Annotated in this window: 18 protein-coding genes and 1 pseudogene; 12 read left to right on the top strand and 7 right to left on the bottom strand. The window is 73.0% G+C overall.

Going from position 1 to position 20,471, the window contains the following annotated elements:
- Positions 1–96 precede the first annotated feature (96 nt).
- From FK498_RS05665 to FK498_RS05620, 10 genes are all read left to right on the top strand, one after another.
- Positions 97–1,644 carry an ABC transporter substrate-binding protein gene (locus tag FK498_RS05665; protein WP_141852413.1) on the top strand — a complete coding sequence of 516 codons (1,548 nt, stop codon included), beginning with the start codon at positions 97–99 and terminating at the stop codon, positions 1,642–1,644.
- Position 1,645: 1 nt separating this feature from the next.
- Complete coding sequence (locus tag FK498_RS05660) at positions 1,646–2,653, top strand: ABC transporter permease (RefSeq protein ID WP_141852412.1); 1,008 nt, start codon at positions 1,646–1,648, stop codon at positions 2,651–2,653.
- Positions 2,650–3,540: an ABC transporter permease gene (locus tag FK498_RS05655; protein ID WP_141852411.1), complete on the top strand. Its 891-nt coding sequence runs from the start codon at positions 2,650–2,652 to the stop codon at positions 3,538–3,540. The genes FK498_RS05660 and FK498_RS05655 overlap by 4 nt, the downstream gene beginning before the upstream one ends.
- Positions 3,537–4,508: an ABC transporter ATP-binding protein gene (locus FK498_RS05650; RefSeq protein ID WP_141852410.1), complete on the top strand. Its 972-nt coding sequence runs from the start codon at positions 3,537–3,539 to the stop codon at positions 4,506–4,508. Before FK498_RS05655 ends, FK498_RS05650 begins: the two co-directional genes overlap by 4 nt.
- The gene (locus FK498_RS05645; protein ID WP_141852409.1) at positions 4,505–5,494 is read left to right on the top strand and encodes an ABC transporter ATP-binding protein; all 990 of its coding nucleotides are present in this window, start codon (positions 4,505–4,507) and stop codon (positions 5,492–5,494) included. The genes FK498_RS05650 and FK498_RS05645 overlap by 4 nt, the downstream gene beginning before the upstream one ends.
- Positions 5,491–6,516, top strand: a complete 1,026-nt coding sequence (locus FK498_RS05640) for a C45 family peptidase (protein ID WP_141852408.1) — start codon at positions 5,491–5,493, stop codon at positions 6,514–6,516. Before FK498_RS05645 ends, FK498_RS05640 begins: the two co-directional genes overlap by 4 nt.
- Before the next feature lie 35 nt (positions 6,517–6,551).
- Positions 6,552–7,544, top strand: a complete 993-nt coding sequence (locus FK498_RS05635; protein WP_141852407.1) for a sigma-54-dependent Fis family transcriptional regulator — start codon at positions 6,552–6,554, stop codon at positions 7,542–7,544.
- Positions 7,545–7,593: 49 nt separating this feature from the next.
- Positions 7,594–8,982: an acyclic terpene utilization AtuA family protein gene (locus tag FK498_RS05630; RefSeq protein ID WP_141852406.1), complete on the top strand. Its 1,389-nt coding sequence runs from the start codon at positions 7,594–7,596 to the stop codon at positions 8,980–8,982.
- 13 nt (positions 8,983–8,995) lie between these two features.
- The gene (locus tag FK498_RS05625; protein ID WP_141852404.1) at positions 8,996–9,307 is read left to right on the top strand and encodes a DUF4387 domain-containing protein; all 312 of its coding nucleotides are present in this window, start codon (positions 8,996–8,998) and stop codon (positions 9,305–9,307) included.
- Positions 9,308–9,922: 615 nt separating this feature from the next.
- Positions 9,923–11,107, top strand: coding sequence for an EAL domain-containing protein (locus tag FK498_RS05620; protein ID WP_161988324.1), 1,185 nt, complete (start codon positions 9,923–9,925; stop codon positions 11,105–11,107).
- A gap of 193 nt (positions 11,108–11,300) precedes the next feature.
- On the opposite strand, the gene FK498_RS05615 is transcribed toward FK498_RS05620, so the two are convergent.
- The 7 genes from FK498_RS05615 to FK498_RS05585 form a co-directional block, all read right to left on the bottom strand.
- Positions 11,301–11,981, bottom strand: coding sequence for a glutathione S-transferase family protein (locus FK498_RS05615; RefSeq protein WP_141852402.1), 681 nt, complete (start codon positions 11,979–11,981; stop codon positions 11,301–11,303).
- A 26-nt stretch (positions 11,982–12,007) separates the two neighbouring features.
- Positions 12,008–12,553, bottom strand: a complete 546-nt coding sequence (locus tag FK498_RS05610) for a c-type cytochrome (RefSeq protein WP_141852400.1) — start codon at positions 12,551–12,553, stop codon at positions 12,008–12,010.
- Between the two features lie 125 nt (positions 12,554–12,678).
- Positions 12,679–14,091, bottom strand: a complete 1,413-nt coding sequence (locus FK498_RS05605; RefSeq protein ID WP_141852398.1) for a tetratricopeptide repeat protein — start codon at positions 14,089–14,091, stop codon at positions 12,679–12,681.
- A gap of 133 nt (positions 14,092–14,224) precedes the next feature.
- Entirely contained in the window at positions 14,225–15,175 is a 951-nt protein-coding gene (locus FK498_RS05600) for a metal ABC transporter permease (protein WP_141852396.1), read from the bottom strand.
- Positions 15,172–16,494 (bottom strand): iron chelate uptake ABC transporter family permease subunit, encoded by a 1,323-nt coding sequence (locus tag FK498_RS05595; RefSeq protein ID WP_237560843.1) that lies wholly within the window; start codon positions 16,492–16,494, stop codon positions 15,172–15,174. The genes FK498_RS05600 and FK498_RS05595 overlap by 4 nt, the downstream gene beginning before the upstream one ends.
- On the bottom strand, positions 16,491–17,285 hold the full coding sequence (locus tag FK498_RS05590) for a metal ABC transporter ATP-binding protein (RefSeq protein WP_141852394.1): 795 nt from the start codon (positions 17,283–17,285) through the stop codon (positions 16,491–16,493). The genes FK498_RS05595 and FK498_RS05590 overlap by 4 nt, the downstream gene beginning before the upstream one ends.
- 2 nt (positions 17,286–17,287) lie before the next feature.
- The gene (locus FK498_RS05585) at positions 17,288–18,280 is read right to left on the bottom strand and encodes a metal ABC transporter solute-binding protein, Zn/Mn family (RefSeq protein ID WP_141852392.1); all 993 of its coding nucleotides are present in this window, start codon (positions 18,278–18,280) and stop codon (positions 17,288–17,290) included.
- A 187-nt stretch (positions 18,281–18,467) separates the two neighbouring features.
- Between FK498_RS05585 and mntR the strand changes: the two genes are divergently transcribed.
- Together mntR and FK498_RS05575 are read left to right on the top strand one after the other, a co-directional pair.
- A complete protein-coding gene (gene mntR / locus FK498_RS05580) occupies positions 18,468–18,917 on the top strand; it encodes a manganese-binding transcriptional regulator MntR (RefSeq protein WP_141852390.1) in 450 nt (149 codons plus the stop codon).
- A 245-nt stretch (positions 18,918–19,162) separates the two neighbouring features.
- Positions 19,163–20,471 (top strand): annotated as a pseudogene (locus tag FK498_RS05575) (DUF3416 domain-containing protein); the annotation flags it as partial.

The raw sequence follows: 20,471 nt of genomic DNA, 5'->3' as shown, positions 1-20,471 counted from the left end.
CGTCCATGGTGCGCCCATGGCACGCCGCTTGCTGCACCGCGCATGATGACGGTGCCCGGCCTCGGACGCCGCAGCCAACACCAACGGGAGACGACCATGATCGGACGCCGCACTCTGCTCGCGACCGCCGCTGCCGTCGCGGCGGTGCCGGGCCCGCTCGCCGCCCAGCCGCGCTCGCGCGACGTGCGGGTCGGGTTCAGCCAGGACGCGCTCACCCTCGACCCCGCGAACCACCGCAACCGCGAGACCCAGACCATCATCCGCAACATCCATGACGGGCTGCTCACGCGCGACCCGGCCATGAAGGTGGTGCCCGAGATCGCCGAAGCCTGGCGCGCGGTCGATGCCAGGACCTACGAGTTCCGCATCCGCCAGGGCATCCGCTTCCACTCCGGCGATCCGCTCACCGCCGAGGACGTGGCCTTCACGTTCAACCGCCTGGTGAAGGACGGCGCGATGGGCGGCCAGACCAGCCCGCGCAAGGGACTGCTCGGCCCGCTCCGGGACACCGTGGTGGTGGACGAGCGCACCGTGCGCATGATCCTCGCCGAACCCTGGCCGATCCTCGGCGCGATGCTGCCGTTCCAGGAGGTGGTGAACCGCCGCCATGTCGAGCGCGTCGGCCAGGAGGGGATGCAGACGCGGCCGGACGGCTGCGGCCCCTTCAGGCTGGCGGAATGGCGGCGCGGCGAGGCCGTGATCATGGAGCGCTTCGAGGGCTACTACGGCGGCTCGACCGACATCCCGCCGGCCGGCCCCGCGCAGGTCGACCGCGTGATCTTCCGCATCATCCCCGAGAACAGCGCGCGCATCGCCGCCCTGCTCGCCGGCGAGGTGGACATCATCAACGAGCTGCCGCCCTCGGCGATGCGCCAGGTCGAGGCGAGCGCGAACGCCGCCGTCGCCAAGGTGAACGGCACGCGCACCTTCTTCGTCGCGCTCAACAACGCCAAGGCGCCGTTCACGGATGTGCGCGTGCGCCGCGCGCTGAACCATGCGCTGGACAAGGGGGCGATCATCAGCCGCATCCTCAACAACACCGCCACCCCGCTGCGCGGTGTGATGAGCCCCGATGCCTTCGCCTTCAACGCCGATCTGCCGGAGTACCGCCACGACCTCGCCCGCGCCCGCGCGCTGCTGGCCGAGGCGGGCGTGGCCGAGGGTACCGAGCTCGTGATCGACACCACCGCCGCGCTCAAGGAGGTGGCGGAGGCGATCGCCGCGCTGCTCTCGCGCACCGGCCTGCGCGTGCGTGCGCAGATCTGGGAGGGCGCGGTGCTGACGCCGATGTGGCAGAATCCCGAGCGCCGGCGCGAGCGCGACATGTATCTCACCTCCTGGGGCAACGGCTCGCTCGACCCCTCCGACATCATGGTGCCCACCTTGCGCACCGGCGGTCGCGGCAACTCGGCCGGCTTCTCCAACGCCGAGGTGGACCGGCTGCTGGACGCGGCCGAGACCGAACCCGATCAGGCCAAGCGCGCCGAGATGTACCAGCGCGCCCAGGCGATCGTGACCGACCAGGCGCCGTGGATCTTCCTCTGGCTGCCGCAGGACATCTACGGCGTCTCGAAGCGCATCGCCGGCTGGAAGCCGCAGGCCGACAGCCGCATCAACCTGCACCGCGTGCGCATCGTCGGCTGAGATGACGGCGACGCGGCTGGCCGAACGGCTGGCCCAGCTCCTGCCCGTGCTGTTCGGCGTCAGCCTGATCGTGTTCCTGATGATCACGCTGACGCCGGGCGACCCGGTGGAGATCATGCTGGCCGACCAGCGCGCGACCGCGGAGCAGGCCGAGGCACTGAGGCGCGATCTCGGCCTCGATCGCCCCTTGGTCGAACGGTTCCTGGTGTTTCTCGGCAACGCGCTGCGCGGCGATTTCGGCATCTCGTTCTTCCACCGCCGGCCGGTGTGGGATGTGATCGCCGAGCGCCTGCCGGCGACCGTCGAGCTCACGCTGGTCGCGCTCGTCGTCGCAATCCTGGTCGCGATCCCGTTCGGCGTGATCGCGGCGGTGAAGCGGGACTCCTGGATCGACCGGGCACTGTCCGCCGCCTCGCTGTTCGGCGTCTCGCTGCCGGGGTTCTGGTTCGGCATCCTCTTGATCCTGCTGTTCGCGGTCGAGTTCCGCCTGCTGCCGGTGGGCGGGCGGATCGGCTTCGCCTTCGAGGTGCCGCGCGCCACCGGCTTCCTGCTGCTCGACACGCTGCTCGCCCGCGACCTCTCGGCCTTCGGCAACGCGGTCGCGCATCTGGTCCTGCCCGCGATCACGCTCGGCCTGCCGACCGCCGCCCTGCTCGCGCGCGTGGTGCGCAGTGCGATGGCCGAAGTGCTCGCCTCCGACTACGTGCTGTTCGCCGAGGCCAAGGGGCTCTCGCGCCGGCGCGTGCTGCTGCGTCACGCGCTCAAGAACGCGCTGATCCCGGCCGTCACCGTCACCGCGATCGAGACCGGATCGCTGCTCGGCGGCAACATGATCGTCGAGACGGTGTTCGGCTGGCCCGGCCTCGGCCGGCTCGTGGTCGAGAGCATCTTCGCGCGCAACTACCCCCTGGTGCAGGCCGCCGTGCTGCTCTACGCGGTCACCTATGTGCTGCTGAACTTCGTCGCCGACCTGCTCTACACCGCGCTCAACCCGAAGGTGCGGCTGTGAGCGCGGCGGCGATCGAGGACCGCCCGCTCTCGCCCCTTCACCTCGGGCTGATCCGCTTCGCGGCCAACAAGACCGCGCTCGGCTCGGCGGTCGTCATCCTCGCCTTCATCATCGTCGCGCTCGCCGCGCCGCTGATCGCCCCGCACGACCCGGCCGAGGCCGACCTGTTCCGCCGGCTCCAGCCCCCGGCCTGGGCGGAGGGCGGCGAGTGGGGATTCCTGCTCGGCTGCGATGGGCTCGGCCGCGACATCCTCTCGCGGCTGATCTGGGGAGCGCGCGTCTCGCTGCTGGTCGCCGGGCTCGTCATCGCGATCGCCGCGGCGGTCGGCACGCTCGCCGGCCTCGCCGCCGGCTATCTGCGCGGCTGGACCGACACGCTGATCTCGCGCCTGGTCGATACGCTGCTCGGCTTCCCCTATCTCGTCTTCGCGATCGGGCTGATGGCGATGATGGGGCCGGGGCTGCACAACATCGTGCTCGCGCTGGTCTACAAGGAGTGGGTGTTCACCTGCCGCGTGGTGCGCGGCGAGACGCTCGCTGCGCGCGAGCAGGACTATGTCGAGGCGGCGCGCGCGATCGGCTGCCGGCCGGGGCGCATCATGCTGCGCGAGATCCTTCCCAACGTGCTCTCGCCGGTGCTGGTGGTCGCCACCTTCCGCATGGCCTACGTGATCATCATGGAGGCGTCGCTGTCGTTCCTCGGCCTCGGCGTGCAGCCGCCGACGCCGTCCTGGGGCTCGATGGTCGCGGACGGTCGCGACTTCCTGGTGGACGCCTGGTGGGTCTCGACCGTGCCGGGCCTCGCGATCCTGGCCCTTGTTCTCGCGATCAACCTCGCGAGCCAGGGGCTGCGCGACGCCTTCGATCCCCGACTGCACAGCTCATGACGGCGCTCTTGTCGGTGCGCGGCCTGCGCACGGTGTTCCCCACGCGGCGCGGTCCGCTCGCCGCCTGCGACGGCGTCGATCTCGATATCCATACGGGCGAGGCACTCGGCGTTGTGGGCGAGTCCGGCTCGGGCAAGAGCGTGACGTTCCTGTCCGTGCTCGGCCTCGTGCGCCCGCCGGGGCGGATCGAGGCGGGCGAGATCCTGTTCGATGGCACCGACCTCGCGCGGCTGCCGCCGTCGTCGCTGCGCGCGCTGCGCGGCCGGGCGATGGCGCTGGCGATGCAGGACGCGCTCTCGGCGCTCAATCCGGCCTTCACCATCGGCACACAGATCGTCGAGACGATCCTCACGCACCGACTCGCGCGGTCGCCGTCGGAGGCGCGCGACCAGGCAGTCGCCTTGCTGCGCCGGGTCGGCATCCCCTCGCCGGAGCGGCGGCTCGACGACTATCCGCACCAGTTCTCCGGCGGGATGCGCCAGCGCGCGATGATCGCGATCGCGCTTGCCGGTCAGCCGCGCCTGCTGGTCGCCGACGAGCCGACCACCGCGCTCGACGTCACCATCCGCGCCCAGGTGCTCGACCTGATCGACGAGCTCCGCGAGGAGACCGGGCTCGCGGTGGCGATGATCACGCATGATCTCGGCGTGGTCGCGGAACGCTGCGCGCGGGTGATGGTGATGTATGCGGGGCAGGTGGTGGAGACCGGGCCGACGGCGGAGGTGATCGCCGCGCCGCGCCACCCCTACACGCGCGGGCTGATGGCAAGCCTGCCCTCGCTGGAGGACCCCGACCGGCCGCTGCACGCGATCCCCGGGCAGGTGCCCGATCTCGCGCGCGTCGATGCGGGCTGCCGCTTCCGCAACCGCTGTCCGCTGGCGATCGACGCCTGTGCCCAGCCGGTGGCGTTGCGCGCGGTGGCGCCGGGCCGCTTCTCGCGCTGCCTGCGCGCCGAGGAGGTGACATGACGGCGCTGATCGAGGCGCGCGGGCTCGTCAAGGCCTATCCGCTCGCGCGCACGCTTGCTGCGCGGATCACCCGCAAGGCGGTGCCGACCGTGCGCGCGGTGAACGGGGTCGATCTCGACATCGCGCGCGGCGAGACGCTCGGCCTGATCGGCGAATCCGGCTGCGGCAAATCGACCCTCGGCCGGCTGCTGATCCGCCTGCACGACCCCACGGGCGGGACGATCCGCTTCGACGGTCAGGACATCACCGCGCTCTCCGAGGACGCGCTGCGCCCCTTGCGCCCGCGCATGCAGATCGTCTTCCAGGACCCCTACGCCTCGCTGAACCCGCGCCGCACCGTGCGCGAGATCGTCGGTCTGCCGCTGCTGCTCCATGCCCATCTGCGGGGACCCGAAGCCGAGACGCGCATCCTGCAGATGCTCGATCGCGTCGGGCTGGCGCGCGCGCACATGGACCGCTACCCGCACCAGTTCTCCGGCGGGCAGCGCCAGCGCATCGGCATCGCCCGCGCGCTGATCCTCAAGCCCGAGTTCGTGGTGTGCGACGAGCCGGTCTCGGCGCTCGACGTCTCGGTGCAGGCGCAGGTGCTGGGGCTGCTGCGGGACCTGCGCGCCGAGATGGGGCTGACGCTGCTGTTCGTCAGCCACGACCTCGCGGTGGTGGCGCATCTCGCCCACCGCATCGCCGTGATGTATCTCGGCGCGATCGTCGAGGAGGGGCCGCGCGATGCCGTGACGCGGCGCGCGGCGCATCCCTACACCCGCGCCCTGCTCGCGGCCGTCCCGCGGCTCGACCAGCCGGGGGCTGCGCGCCAGCGCCATGTCGGCGGCGACCTGCCCTCGCCGCTCGCGCCGCCGCCGGGCTGCCCGTTCCATCCCCGCTGCCCCGAGGCGGGCCCGCGCTGTTCGCGCGAGGCGCCGCGCACCGTGCCGCTGGAGGCTGGGCATCGCGCCGCCTGCCACCTGCTCGATGGCGGTGTCGCATGACGGCGCTCGTCGTGCTGGAGGGTGATGCGCGCGCGCGCGGGCTCGGCCAGGCGCGCGCCTGTCCGGACGCGGCGTCGGCCGTGCGCGACGCGATCCGAAGCCGCATGGCCGCCGCTGCGACCGATACGCCCGCCGCCTGTGCCTTCCTCGCCGCGCAGCGCGAGATCACCGCGCGCCTCGCTCCCGAAGCGCTGGAGGAGATCGCGGGCATTGCCGAGGGGTTCGGGCTCGACGCGGACGAGGTGTTCGTCTTCCTGCATCTCGGCTGTCTGGCCGACCTCGCCGCGCGACCGGACGACCGCGACGGCTGCACCGCCTTCGCGCGCGCAGGCGTGGTGGCGAAGAACCGCGACTTCCGCCCGGAGCACGCCGCGCTGCAGCGCGTCTTCGCGCATCGCGATCCCGTCTGGGGTGGGCGCAGCGTGCTCTGCCTCGGCTCGCTCGGCGCACCGGGCGCTTGGTCGTCGGGGATGAACAGCGACGGGCTCGCCCTTGCCGACACGCAGATCCCGACCGCCGCGCACGGGCCCGGCATGCTGCGCTACGTCCTGATGAACAGGCTGCTCGCCGGCTGCGCGACGGTCGCCGAGGCCCTCGACCTGATCCGCGCCCTGCCGCATGCCGGCGGCGGCAGTCTCGTGCTCGCCGATGCCTCCGGGGACGCGGCCGCGGTCGAGCTCCGGCACGGACGCGTGGAGATCGAGCGGGCAGCGTGCGTGTCGCGCACCAACCACTACACAGGCGCGCCCGACCCGCTCGCGCCCGTCGGCCATTCGCGGGCGCGGCTCGCCACCCTGCGCGCCGCCCTTGCCAGCATGGCCGATCCGCGCGCGATCCTCGCCCTGCACGCGCCGGAGGCGCTCTGCCGGCACGAACCCGATCCCTCCCCCACCCTTGCCGGGGCGGTGTACGCGACGCGGGCGTTGCGCGCCGCGATCGCGCTCGGCCCGCCCTGCTCCGCCCCCTGGCGGGTATTCGCCCTGGGCGCCGAGGGATGGCGCGAGACGCACGCCGAGGCGTAATCTCCGCGCAGGACGGGCGCGGGGACGAGTGCGCGATGGCGTATGCCGATCTCTTGGGCGAACACGAGAGCATCAGGGCCGTGCGGGCGCTGGTCGCACGAATCGCCGCAAGCCCGGTGCGCCAGGTGCTGCTCTACGGCGAGACCGGCACCGGCAAGGGGCTGGTCGCGCGCATGATCCACCGCCTCTCGCCGCGCGCACACCGCCCCTTCGTGGACGTCAACTGCGCCGCGATCCCGGCGACGCTGATGGAGTCCGAACTCTTCGGACACGAACGCGGCGCCTTCACCGGCGCGCAGGCCACCAAGCAGGGGCTGATCGAGGCGGCGCATGGCGGCACGCTGTTCCTCGACGAGATCCGCGAGATGGATCTCCAGCTCCAGGCCAAGCTCCTGACCCTGCTCGACACCCAGCAGTTCCGCCGCGTCGGCGCGGTGAAGTCGGCCACGGTGGATGTGCGCTTCGTCGCCTCGACCAACAGGATCCTCCTCTCCGAGGTGAAGGCCGGGCGGTTCCGCGACGACCTCTACTGGCGGCTGCAGGTCGTGCCGGTGAACATCCCGCCCTTGCGCGCGCGCGGCGACGACGTGCTGCTGCTGGCGGAGGCGTTCCTGCGCCATCACGCCGCGCGCTGCGGCCGGGTGATCCGCGGGCTGGAACCGCGCGTCGCGGAGATGTTCCGCCGCTACTCCTGGCCCGGCAACGTGCGCGAACTCGAGAACCTGATCGAGCGGATCGCCATCCTGGAGACGGACGAGCTCGTGCTGGTGAAGCACCTCCCCGATCGCATCATCCGCGAGGTGGAAGGGCGCGCTCCGCCGGCCGTCTCCTTCGGCGAGGGGGCTGCGCTGCCGCTGCATCGCGGTTTCCACGAGGCGACCGAGGACTTCCAGCGCGCCTTGATCGCCGCCGCACTGAAGGAGACGGGCGGGCGGCACGGCCGTGCGGCGCAGCGGCTGCGGCTGTCGCGCCACGCGCTGCGCCATCAGATGCTCAAGCTCGGCATGGCCGAGGCGGCCGCCGCCTGACTTGGCACACCGCGTGCACGATCGGCGTCGGATCATGAGGGAGACGCCGATGACCGAGGTCAGCATCCTGTGCCCGACGGGGCATCTGGGCTTCACGCCGCTGGAAAAGGCGAGCTTCCTGGCCGGCTGCGAACTGAAGCCCGACTTCATCATCGCCGATTCCGGCTCCTGCGACATCGGCCCCTATCCGCTCGGCGCCGACGGCCAGGCGAGCCCGGTCGCCTGGCAGCGCCACGACCTCGAGATCATGCTGACGGCCGCGCGCCGGCTCGGCGTGCCGATGATCGTGGGCTCGGCCTCCGACACCGGCACCGACCGCGGCGTCGATCAGTTCGCCGAACTGATCCGCGAGATCGCTGCCGAACACGGGCTGGCTCCGTTCCGCATGGCGACGATCAAGTCGGAACAGACGCGCGAGGCGATGCTGGCGCGGCTCGAGTCCGGTGTCGTGATCAAGGGTCTGGATGGCCGGGCGGATGCCGACGCGTCGGTGCTCGCCCGCACCGACCGCATCGTCGCGGTGATGGGAGCCGAGCCGATCGCGGCGGCGCTGAGGAAGGGCGCGGAGGTGGTGATCGCCGGCCGCGCCTCGGACTGCGCGCTGTTCGCCGCGCCGCTGCTGAACGCGGGACTCAGCCCGGCCACCGCCTACTACGCCGGCAAGCTGATGGAGTGCGCCTCGTTCTGCTGCGAGCCCTTCATGGGCAAGGAGAGCATCCTCGGCCGCATCAGGGAGGACGACATCCGCGTCACCGCCATGCATCCCGGGCAGCGCTGCACGCCGGCCTCGCTCGCGAGCCACGCGATGTACGAGCGGCGCGATCCGTTCCGCGAATACGTCGCCTCCGGCTACGTGGACATGAGCACCTGCCGCTACGAGCAGGTTGACGAGAAGACCACCCGCGCCTCGGGCGCGGTGTTCGTGCCTTCCGCGCAGCCGATGGTGAAGCTCGAAGGTGCCGGCAAGGTGGGGGAGCGCCGGCTCGCCGTGGTCGGCATCCGCGATCCCTACACGATCGAGAACATCGACAAGGCGATGGCCTGGGCGCGCGCGCGTCTTGCCGAGCGCTTCGGCGCGCCCGAGCAGGCAGGCTGGCAGGTCTTCTACCACGTCTATGGCCGCAACGGCGTGATGGGCGATCTCGAACCGAGCCCGCCCGTCCGCCCGCACGAGCTCGGCATCGTCGCCGAGGTGGTGTGCAAGGACGGAAAGAAGGCGGAAGAGATCTGTGCGCTCGCCGCCCGCAACCTGTTCTATGCCCGGCTTGCCGAGGTGAAGGGCACGGCAGGGGCGGCAGCGCTGATGGCCGACGAGGTTCTGGTCGGCAAGCCCGGCTACGAATGGACGCTGAACCACATCATTCCGGTGAAGGATCCGTCGGAGCTGTTCCGCACCGCGTTCCACACCGTCGATGGCTCTGCACGGAAGGCCGCCTGAGATGATCCGCAACATGCCCACCCTGCGCGATCTTGCCAGCACGATCCGCAGCAAGAACGCAGGCGTCGACCACATCACCTTCGACGTGATCTTCCGGGATCGTGCCAACTTCGAGCGCGTGCGCGACTCGAAAGTGCTCACACCCGAGAGCGTGGCCGCGCTCTACCGGATCCCGCGCGAGCGCATCACCGACTTCGTGGTGTTCGATCCGGCCAACGCGATCAAGTTCACGATCAAGCGCGACCGCCCGTCGGGCTCGCCCGGCGAGCACGACGTGTTCGGCTCGCAGCAATACGCGCCCCTGTTCGGCGTCGAGGTGCCGTGAGAGGGGGTTCGCCGTGCGAAACCTGTTCGTCGTGGCCGGGATGGAGCGCTGCCCCTCGTCTCGTCGCAGCCTGCCATCGTACCTGACCGCAGCGACGGCGCGTGCAGCGGTGCGGCGCCGCGCGACCGGCGGGAAAGCGGCTCTGCCCGCCATCGAGCAGGCCGCGTTCCGGCCGCGCGGCCGCCGGGGCTGGAGCCCCGGGCCAAGGGCAGGGGGCTTCATGGATGAGCGGATGGATCGCTCGCTCGATCCCCTCCGCCCGTACCCTTGAGGTCGTCGTCGGCCCGGGCCGTCCCGCGCCGGCGATTCGCGCTATCGATCCCCACCTGCACGCCGGCGCGGTTGCCCGGCATCCGCGGCGAGCCGGTGCGCGCGCGCGCCTTCGGCGCGCCGGCCTTGCGGGCCGGCATGCCGCCGATCCCGCTGTCGGCCGCGCATCGGCGCCGCGCCGATCGCCGAGGCTGACGCGAATCTCTCGCCGGTTCCGTAACCGCGGCGTAGGCAGCCCACGCGATCATGGGGTATGAGAATCCATCGTCATCCGCCACCGATCGCGTGCCGAGCGAAGCAAGCCTGATGCCGCGAGGAACTGCCGGGCCCGAGTCGGAGGCCGCCATGCGCGGCGGTGCGGGCCTGCGCGCAGCCATCGTCGTCGACGACCAGCCCGATATCCGCGTTCTCGTCGCCTCGCAGCTCCGCAAGCTCGGCGTCCCGGCGCAGGGCATCGGCTCCAAGGCGGAGCTGATCGCCGCCCTCGAGGGCGAGCATCCCGACCTCCTGCTGCTCGACCTCTCGCTTGGCGACAGCGATGCGGTCGAGATCTTCGATCTGCTCGCCGAGCGCGGCTTCGCCGGCCGCGTCGTGCTGATGAGCGGCCATGCCGGCACGCTGCTCGAGCATGCGCGGCGGATCGGTCGGCGCGCCGGGGTGGAGATCGCCGGGCTGCTGCGCAAGCCGTTCCGGCGCGGCGAGCTCCAGCGGCTCGTGGCCGGGCTTGGCCCGGCGGCGCCGGCGGCGCAGCCGCGCGCGTCGGCGCCGACCGAGCCGGGGCTGCTGCGCGAGGCCATCGCCGAAGGTTGGCTCGGCTTCTGGTACCAGCCGAAGGTCGAGCTCGCGTCGGGCGCCGGGGTCGGCATGGAGGCGCTCTGCCGCGTCATCCACCCGCAGCGCGGCGTGATCGGACCCGACGTGTTCCTGCCGCCGGCTGACGACGACGATCTCTACGACCTGACCCTTGCGGCGGCGCGTGCCGCGCTGGACGCGGCCGCACGCATGGGCGGCACGATCCCGGTCTCGATCAACCTCGCCGGGCGCACGCTGCTGCGGCCCGGGCTGATCGAAGCGCTCAAGTCGCTCGGCGAAGGGGCCGAGCGCAGCCTGATGCTCGAGATCACCGAGACCGACCTGATCGGCGACATGGTCGCGGCCGAGGCCTTCGCCATGCGCGCCGTGCTGCACGGCTTCGGCATCGCGATCGACGATTTCGGCTCGGGCTACGCCACGTTCGAACGGCTGCGCCACTTCCCGTTCGCCGAACTCAAGATCGAGCGGTCGATCGTGCATGGCTGCGCGCAGGACGAGGCGCTGCGACGCATCTGCCGGGCCGCGGTCGAGCTCGGCCACGGCTTCGAGGCCAAGGTGGTGGCAGAAGGGGTCGAGACCGAGGAGGATCTCGCCGCCGTGCGCGAGCTCGGCTTCGACCTCGCGCAAGGCTACCTGTTCGCGCGGCCGATGCCGCTCGCCGAGGCGATCGCGTTTCTCGCCAGCGGTCCGCGGCCATCGCCGCGGCGGGGCGGCTGATACCCTCCGCACAAAGGCTCGACCTTTGTGCGGAGGGTATCGCGCGCGGGGCTGGTGGGGCGGCCGCGCGCGAACATGACCCCGTCCCAGCCCGCCGAAGGTCAAACCTTCGGCGGGCTGGTATGACATCCCGGCGGCGCGCGCATCGCCTGTCGGTCCTCCTTGCGCGGCCCTTGCCCGATCGGAATCCGCACTACGCGGCGATGCGGTAGCGGCGCGCCTGGCGGTGGATCTCGCACCACCCCTCGAAGGCGCCGTTGGTCGAGGCCCAGGCGGGACGCGCCGTCATCGCCGCGAGCCAGCGCTGCACGCGCGGCCAGCGCGCGAGGTCGAAGCCGATCAGTTCGCCGGTCGTCACATAGGCCGCGCCGAGATAGTCCGCGAGCGAGGGCGCCGCGCCGCCGAGAAAGGGGGACTCGTCATCGAGCAGGTGGCGATCCAGCACGTCGAGACGACGCCGCGCCTCGGCCTCGGCGCGGGCGAGTGCCACGTCCTGCATCTGCGCGTCGGGCCAGGCGTGGTGCGGCAGCACCTGGGGATAGACGAGGCCGTAGCCGAAGGCGCGGTGGAAGTCCGTGTTGAACCAGTCCATCAGGGCGTTCACCCGGGCGCGCGCCTGCGGCTCGGCCGGATAGGCGGGCGAGCCCGCGCGCTCGGCGAGGTATTTCAGGATCGCCGAGCATTGGGTGAGGCGGAACGATCCGTCCTCCAGCACGGGCACGGCCCGGTCGGGATTGATCGCGGCATAGGCGGGGCTGCGGTGGTCGCCGGCGAACAGGTCGACGAAGGCGAGCTCGATCGCGATGCCGCTCTCGGCCGCGAAGTGCAGGATCGGCCGGCAGGTGGTGGAGGCCGGATGGGCGTGGAGCTTCATGGCGTGGGTCCTTGCGGGTCGGGGCGTCAACGGGTCGGCACGACGAGGGCGAAGTAGGGCGCGGGCGGCGTCTCGGAGGCGCCGGTCGGCGGCGGCGCGGCGTGGCGCACGGGCGGGAGGCTCTTGAGGTAGCGCGCCAGCGCCAGCGCATCCGTGTCGGTCAGCGCGGCGTAGGCGTGCCAGGGCATGGCAGGGGCCAGGATGCGCCCGTCAGGCCTCACGCCGGTGCGCACGGCGGCGACGATCTCGGCCTCGCTCCAGGCGCCGAGCCCGGTCTCGCGGTCAGGCGTCAGGTTGGGCGGATAGAACGTTCCGAGCTCGGGGATCTGGAAGCCGATCTGCGAGCCCGCGAGGGCGAGCGCGGGGTCGGGCTTGCCGATCAGCGCGCCGCCGGTGTGGCAGCCGCCGCAATCCATGATGGCGGCGAGGTATCGGCCGCGCGCGACCATCCGGTCGTCGGCCGGTTGCGCCGCGGCCGGCCAGGCGGCGAGCGCGAGCAGGGCGGTGCCCAGCGCGGCGGCGATCAGGGGGGCGGCGCGGCGCAGGGTGCCGGTGGCGGGGCTGTCGATCATCGGTGTCTCCGGGGCGTCGGGCGGCATCGCGCCGCCATCGCGTCGACGCAGACCATGCCGTCGGCAGCTTTCCGGGGCGATCGCCAGAACTTTCCGGACCTTTCCCGGCCGCGCCGGATGCCGCGTCACTCCGGCACGCCTGCCTTCACCAGGCCGTCGACGAACACCTCGCGATGGGCGAAGCCGGCGAGGTTGCGGCGCAGCAGGCTGACGCGAATCGGCGGCCCAACCCGGTTGCGCGCCGCGATGAAGTGCCGCGCCTCCTCCATCAGGCCGAGATGGCCGCAGCAGGAGATCAGGGCATTGTAATGGCCGGCATACTCGGAGAACGCCGCGACCGAGGCGCGCAGATGCGGCAGCGCCTCGGCGAACCGCCGCGCCGCCAGCAGCGCCAGGCCGTGGATCGAGGTGTAGAACCCGGCGAAGCTGTCCATCGGGCTCATCCGCAGCGCCTTGCCGGTCTCGGCGATCGCCTCGTCGAACCGGCCGGCGCGCAGCAGCCCCCAGCCATGCGCCGTGCGCGCAAGCGCCGAGTTCGGGTTGAGATCCAGTGCCGTGCGCAGCTCGATCAGGGCGCGGTCATGCCTCTGCGCCGTGCTGTGGGAGAGGCCGAGCGTCATGCGCGCCCAGGGCTCCGCCGGATCGAGTGCGACCGCGCGCTCGGCATGTCGCGTCGCCTCGGCGAAGCCGTCCTCGCGGTCCTCCCACCAGTAGCAGTGGGCGGCCCACCAGACCGCCCAGCCGAGCACCGCGTGCGCGCGCGCATAGCCGGGCTCGCGCGCGATCGCCTGCGCGAGCAGCGCGCGCGCCTCCTCGTTCTGGCGCCGACCGACGCGGTTGACCAGGCCGATCGCGCGCACCACCAGGCCCCAGGTGTCGATGCTGCCGGGTGCGCGGTGCGCGGCGCGCAGGCCCTCGGCGTCGTAGAGATGCGGCTCGATCGCGGCGGCGACGTTGGAGGCGATCTCGTCCTGCACGGCGAACAGGTCGGTCAGCTCGCGGTCGTAGCGTTCCGCCCAGATGTGCTTGCCGGTCTCGGCGTCGACCAGCTGGCCGGTGACGCGGATGCGGCTGCCGGCCAGGCGCACGCTGCCCTCGAGCAGGTAGCGCACGCCGAGCTCGCGCGCCACCTCGCGCACGTCGACCGCGCGACCCTTGTAGGTGAAGCTGGAGTTGCGCGCGATCACGAACAGCCAGCGCAGGCGCGAGAGCTCGGTGATCAGGTCCTCGGTCAGCCCGTCGGCGATGTGCTCCTGCGCCGCATCGGCGCTCATGTCGACGAAGGGCAGCACCGCGATCGAGGGGGCCTCGGGCAGCGACGGCAGGGCGGAAGGCTCTGCGGGATCCGCGCGCGGACGCAGCACGAGCCCGGTATGCGCCTCGACGATCGCGAGGGTGCGGTCGGAGTAGAGCCCGACCAGCAGCTTGTCGACCGTCGACTTGCCGAGCCTCGTCCTGAACGCGAACTGCTCGCGCGAGATGCGTTCCCGGGCGATCCAATCCCGGATCAGGCCTGCGACCCGCTTCGTGTCGTCCATCGCTCCGGCGATCCAGTCCGGCCACGCGCGCCTGCCGCACCGGCGGGCGGCCACGCGAGGCGGATGGCACCAGACTAGGCGCGACGCCGCCGTTGCGCGAGGTGCCGCGGATCACTCGCCGGCGGCGCGCGGCTCAGGTCGCGGCGGCCGGATGCCCGGCGACGGTGGCCCGCCGCGCTGCGCCGCGTCGGCCGAACGGGCCGAACAGCCAGGCGAACGCGAGCAGCACGCCCGCCAGCACCGCGATCATCCCGGCCGCATTCAGCCCGTGGCCGAGCCCGAGTGCTCCGGGGGCGAGGGCGGCGAGCCAGTACCCGCCCGCGCCCATCGCCACGGCGGCGACCGCCGAGAGGCGGAACTGCGCCGCGTAGCCGTTCGTCAGCAGCCGCGCGATCGCCGCCGGCGCGACCAGGGCGGCGATCACCAGGATCGAGCCCACCGCCCAGAACGCGGCGACGCAGGCGACCGAGACCAGCACCAGCACCAGCAGGGAGAGCCGGCGCGGGGCGAAGCCGATCGCATGCGCGAAGTCGGGGTCGAAGGCGGCGAGGCGGAGCTCCTTCCAGAGCAGGACGAGGAGCAGAAGCGTCAGCGCCAGAACGACCGCGAGCGTCGTCACCTCGGCGGGGAACTCGGCCAGCGCGGCGGCATCCAGCAGCGCGCCCGGCCCGCGGGCGGCGGGCCAGATCAGCGCCTCGAGCTGGCCGTAGAGCACGCAGTCGACGTCGAGATCCACCGCGTGCGCCCCGCTCACCTCGATCAGCACGATGCCGAGCGCGAAGAAGCCGGAGAACACCACGCCCATCGCCGCGCCGGGCTCGAGCCGCGTCAGCCGGCGCACGAGCGCGATCAGCAGCGCGGCGGCGACCGCGGCGAGCATCGCGCCGGCGACCAGCGGCGCCGCCGCCCGGCTGCCCGAGACCCAGAATCCCATGACGATCCCCGGCAGAACCGAGTGGCTGATCGCATCGCCCAGCAGCGACTGGCGCGTCAGCAGCAGCAGGTTGCCGACCAGCCCGCAGACGAGGCAGGCCAGCGTCGCCGCCAGCATCGGCGCGAGGTCGAGCTGGAGGAACTCGGTCATGGCGTGCGCTCCGCCTCGCCCGGCGGCGGCACCTCGCCCTCGGCGAGGCGGGCGGGGTCGTGGCGGCGCAGCCAGGCCTCGGCCTCGCGCGTGACCTCGGGCGGGAGCGTATGCTCGACCTCGTCGGCCGCACGATGCGCCGCCGCAGGCGCGAGCCCGCCGGCCGCCTGCATGTAGTGCTCCCAGAGGCGGTGGCGGCGCGTGAGGTCGCGCGCGAGCGCAAGCCCGGACGGCGTCAGCGCGACCTGCCCCGCCCGCTCGGTCACCCAGCCGGCCGCCTCCATCCAGCGCGGCAGCAGGGCGCGCTGCCAGGCGGACCAGCCGGCGCCGCGGCCGAGATCGGCCCAGGCAAGCGGCGCTGCGGGGCTGCTCTCCGCCGCCTCGAAGGCGACGCGCAGCGCGTGGTCGCGCGCCACCGTGAGCGACAGCATCGCCTGGCGCCAGGCGAAGGCGAGCGCGCCGCGGCGCGGCGCGAACAGCAGTGCGGCGACGAACAGCGTGCAGGCGACCAGCGTGATGGTCGCCCCCGTCGGCAGTCCGGGCAGCGCCGAGGAGAGCCCCGCGCCGAGCCAGGCGGCGAGCGCGCCCATGGCGGCGGCGAGCGGCACCATCACTTCGAGCCGCTCGGTGAGCAGCCGGGCGGTCGCGGCCGGGATCACCATCAGCGCGACCACCAGGATCAGCCCGACCGCGCGCAGCCCGGCGACCGTCACCGCGAGCATCAAGCCGAGCAGTGCCAGGTCGAGCGCGCGCACGGGCAGGCCGACGGCGGCGGCGAATTCGCGGTCGAAGCAGAGGGCGGCGAGCGGGCGGAACATCACCGTGACCAGCAGCAGCGCCAGCGCCGCGAGCAGCCCGATCATGCGCGCATCCGCCGCGCTCATCCCGGCGGCCTGGCCGAGGATGAAGCCCTTCAGCCCCGCCTGTCCGCCCACCGGCAGGGACTGCACCACCGAGATCAGCACCACGCCGGTGCCGAAGCCGATCGAGAGCACGAGCGCCATCGCCGCGTCGTCGCGGATGCGCCCGCCGGCCGTGAGGCCGCTCACCAGCAGCACCGCGACCGCGGCGGTCGCGGCCGCGCCGGCGAGCAGGAGCGGCAGCGAGCGCACCTCCCAGCCGGCGAGGGCGGCGAGGATGAAGGCGCCGGCGACACCGGGCAGGGTGGCGTGCGCGGCGGCGTCCGCGATCAGCGCGCGGCCGCGCAGCAGCACGAAGCAGCCGAGCGCGCCGGCGGCGAGCCCGAACCCGGCGCAGCCCAGGGCCACGACCGCGGCGTTGTAGCCGGCGGAGAACAGCAGCGCCTCGAGCAGGGTCACGGCACGGGGGCGGCCGGCCGCTTGCCGGCCTGCGCGGCGGCGACCGCGCGTTCGAGCAGGCTGAGCCGGCCGCCATAGGTGCGCGCGAGGTTCTCGGGCGTGAAGGTGGTGGCCATCGGCCCGGCGGCGATCGCGCGCACGTTCAGGAGCAGAACGTGGTCGAAATATTGTGGCGCCGTTGCGAGATCGTGATGCACCGCGATCACGGTGCGGCCCTCGCCGGCGAGACGCTGCAGCACCCCCACGATCGCGCGCTCGGTCGCGGCATCGACGCCTGCGAAGGGCTCGTCCATCAGGTAGAGATCGGCCTCGAGCGCGAGCGCGCGGGCGAGGAAGACGCGCTGCTGCTGCCCGCCCGAGAGCTGGCCGATCTGGCGGCCGGCGAACTCGGCCATGCCGACCTCGGCGAGTGCCGCGCGCGCGCGTTCGCGCTCGGCGCGCGGCAGCGGGCGGAACCAGCCGACGCGCGGATAGCGTCCCTGCGCGACCACCTGCAGGGCGGTCGCCGGAAAGTCCCAGTCCACGGAGGCCCGCTGCGGCAGGTAGCCGACGCGGGCGCGCGCCTCCGCGAAGGGCAGGCCGAACACGCGCACCTCGCCCGACAGCCGCGGCACCAGGCCGAGCACGGCCTTGAGCAGGGTGGACTTGCCGGCGCCGTTCGGCCCGACGATCGCCACCAGCCCCGCCTGCGGCGTGGTCCAGGAGACGTCCCACAGCACCGGCGCCTTGTCATAGGCGACCGAGAGGTGCTGCACGGTCAGCGCCGGCACGGGCAGCGGCGCGACCGGCATGGTCAGCGCCGCGTCCCCAGCCGGTTCTGGAAGCCGCGCTCGGGCGCGGTGCCGCCGAGCGCGCGCACGATCGTCGTCACGTTGTGGTCGATCATGCCGATATAGGTCCCCTCATAGGTGCCGGGATCGCCCATCGCGTCGGAGAAGAGCGCGCCGCCGACCACGACGCGGTGGCCCCTGGCGGCCGCGCCCTCGACGAGGGCGAGCACGTTGCGGTCGGACACCGAGGTCTCGACGAACACGGCCGGGATCCGCCGCTCGACCAGCACGTCGACCAGCTCCTGGATGCGCCGGACACCGGCTTCGGACTCGGTGGAGAGGCCCTGGATTCCGAGCACCTCGATGCCGTAGCGGCGCGCGAAGTAGTTGAACGCGTCATGCGCGGTGACGAGCACGCGCTGCCGCTCCGGGATGGTCGCGATCGCGCGCTCGGCATAGGCGTCGAGCGCCGCGATGCGCGCCTTCAGCGTGGCGAGGTTGCGGCGGAAGACCGGCTCGCCCGCGGGATCGTGCGCGATCAGCTTCTCGGCGATCAGTCCGGCAGCAGCCGACCAGGCGCGCGGGTCCATCCAGACATGCGGGTCGTAGAGCCCGTCGGCGCCCTCGGGCTCGATCAGCTCCTCCTCGGGGAGGAGTTCGGTCACCGCATAGACCGGCTTGCCGGTGCGCGCGACGCGCACGAAGGCGTCGCTCATTTTCCCTTCGAGGACGAGGCCGTTGTAGAAGACCACATCGGCGCGCAGCATCTTCGCCACGTCCTCGCGCGTGGCCTTGTAGAGATGCGGATCCACGCCCGGACCCATCAGCACCTCGACCCGCGTGCGCTCGCCGCCGATCTCGCGCACCACGTCGCCGATCATCGCGATCGTCGCCAGCACGTTCAGCGGCGTGCGCGACTGGGCGAGCGCGGCCGCAGGCAGGAGGGCGAGGGCGCCGGCGAGCAGGGTGCGGCGGCGCGGGGGCGACGCGGGGCGAACGGACTCGGCGTGAGGCACGGCGCGGCTCCAGGTTCGGGTCCGGCTGTCGTTCGACGCGGTGGAGCATGGCTTGGCGTAGCCCCGGCGTCAAGATGCACCCATGGCATGATGTCTCCTCTGAGGCCACACTATGTAGCTGTAGGTACAAATTGTTTTGTGCGCCCCATCGTGTTAACCGGCCGTCCCGCCAGCCGCCGGAGCCGAGATGCCCGACCCGGACGATCCCGCATCCCCAGCCGCGCCGGCGGAGGCCGCACGCCACGCCTCCGCGCGGTCGGCGCGCGCGAGCGCCTTGACCGAGGACTATGTCGAGATCATCGCCGATCTGCTCGAGCGCGAAGGCGAGGCGCGGCCGACCGACATCGCGCGCCGTCTGGGCGTGGCCCACGCGACCGCGATCAAGACGATCGCGCGGCTGAAGCGCGACGGGCTCGCCCATGCGCGGCCCTATCGCGGCGTCTTCCTCACCGAGGCGGGACTGGCGATGGCGCGCCGCGTCAAGGCGCGGCATCAGACGGTCGCCGCGTTCCTGGTCGCGCTCGGCGTCCCCGAAGAGGTCGCTGAAGCCGATGCGGAAGGCATCGAGCATCACGTGAGCGACGAAACCCTCGCCGCGTTCGAGCGTTTCCTGACCGTGAAGGGACGGCCCCGCTGACAGGGCGTGCGGCTTGCGGGTTGCGCGCGGCGCGCGCGCTGTCGTAGACGGGTTGACGTGTCGCGCGCCGCTCCGGCGGCGCGTGCCGAGCCTCGGTCGCAGTGCCTCGGGACCGGCGTGGTGCCGACGTTCCGCAGCGGCATCGTCTTGTTGCCGCAACATGGCCTGGCGGCCGACGCCCGTGCGGCTCGCGTTTCCGGCCGTGCGCAGGCGATCCCGGGCCTGGACAGGGAGAGCATCGGGCGATGACGAGCGAAACGATCGACCGCACGCGGGCAGGCAGGGTGCGCGCGGCCTCGCCGGCCGTCGCCGCCGAGAGGCCGGTCCCCGCCCCGGCTCGGCCGCCGCGCATCCGTGCGCTGCATCCGCTGCTGATCGGCCCGCTCGCCGCATGGGAGGGCGTGTTCGCCGAGACCGCCGCACTCGGCTTCGACACCGTGCTCGTCCCGCCCCTCTTCGCGCCCGATGCCACGGGCGACCTGTTCCGCACCGCGGATCACGACCGGCCGCACCCGATCCTGGAATCTCCCGAGGACGGCGATGCCACGCTCGCGCGGCTGTGCGCCGCGGCGGCACGTCACGGGCTGGCGTTCTGGCTCGACCTCGTGGCCGACCAGGCGCCCGAGTCCGGTGTGCTCGCCCGCACACATCCGGACTGGTTCGCGGTGCCCGGCAGCGCCGCGCCGCTCGACCCGCGCCGGGACCTGCCGGGTGCGGGAATGCGGCGCGTGCGCGGCGAGGCGGCCGAGCCGCTCGCGGCGTGGTGGAGCGCCCGGGTCGCGCGCTGGCACGAGGCGGGTGTCGCGGGGCTGCGCTGTCTCGATCCGCACCGTCTGCCCGCGCTCTTCTGGCGCCTCCTGTTCGCGGGCGAGGGGCCGCGCGCGCGGCTCGCCTGGACGCCGGGCGTGCCGGCGGAGGCCGTGCGCGCGCTCGCGGGACTCGGCTTCACGCGCTCGGCCGACAGCCTCGCCTGGTGGGATCTGCGCGCCGGCTGGTGGACGGAGGAGGCGGTGCGGCTCGCCGCCGTCGCCCCACCGCTCGCCGTGGTCGGCGCGCCCTTCGCGCCGCAGCCGGCGCTGCCGCAGGGCGAGGCCGGAGCGCTCGCCGCACGGCGCCGCCTCCGCATCGCGGCCGGTTTCGGCTGCGGACTGATCGTCCCGATGGGCTGGGAACGGGGCTTCACCCGGCGCTGGGACCCCGTGCGCGACCGGCCCGGCGACTACGATCTCGAGGCCGCGTCCGCGCTCGGCGGCTGGGATGTCTCGGCCGATCTCGCCGCGGCCAACGCGGCGGTGACCGACGGCGCCGCACCGCGCAGCCTGACCGGCCCGGGCGCACAGGTGGTCGCGCTGATGCGCGCCGATGGCCCCGACACGCGCACCGCGACGTCGCTGCGCATCACCCTCGCCAACGCGTCGGATACCGCAGCCGCGAGCGTCGATCCCGCCGCGCTGCTGCCGGGGCTGGGCGGCCGTTTCGCCGCCGCCCGGCCGGTCCTGCCGGCGCATGGACGTCCGCTCGCGCCGGGCGAGGCGATCACCCTCGGCCCGGCGG

Origin of the sequence: Elioraea sp. Yellowstone (genome assembly GCF_006704265.1) — a bacterium.
In the GTDB taxonomy this organism is placed as follows: domain Bacteria; phylum Pseudomonadota; class Alphaproteobacteria; order Acetobacterales; family Acetobacteraceae; genus Elioraea.
The sequence above is the reverse complement of the archived record's forward strand: the minus strand, read 5'-3'. Positions and strand labels throughout refer to the sequence as shown.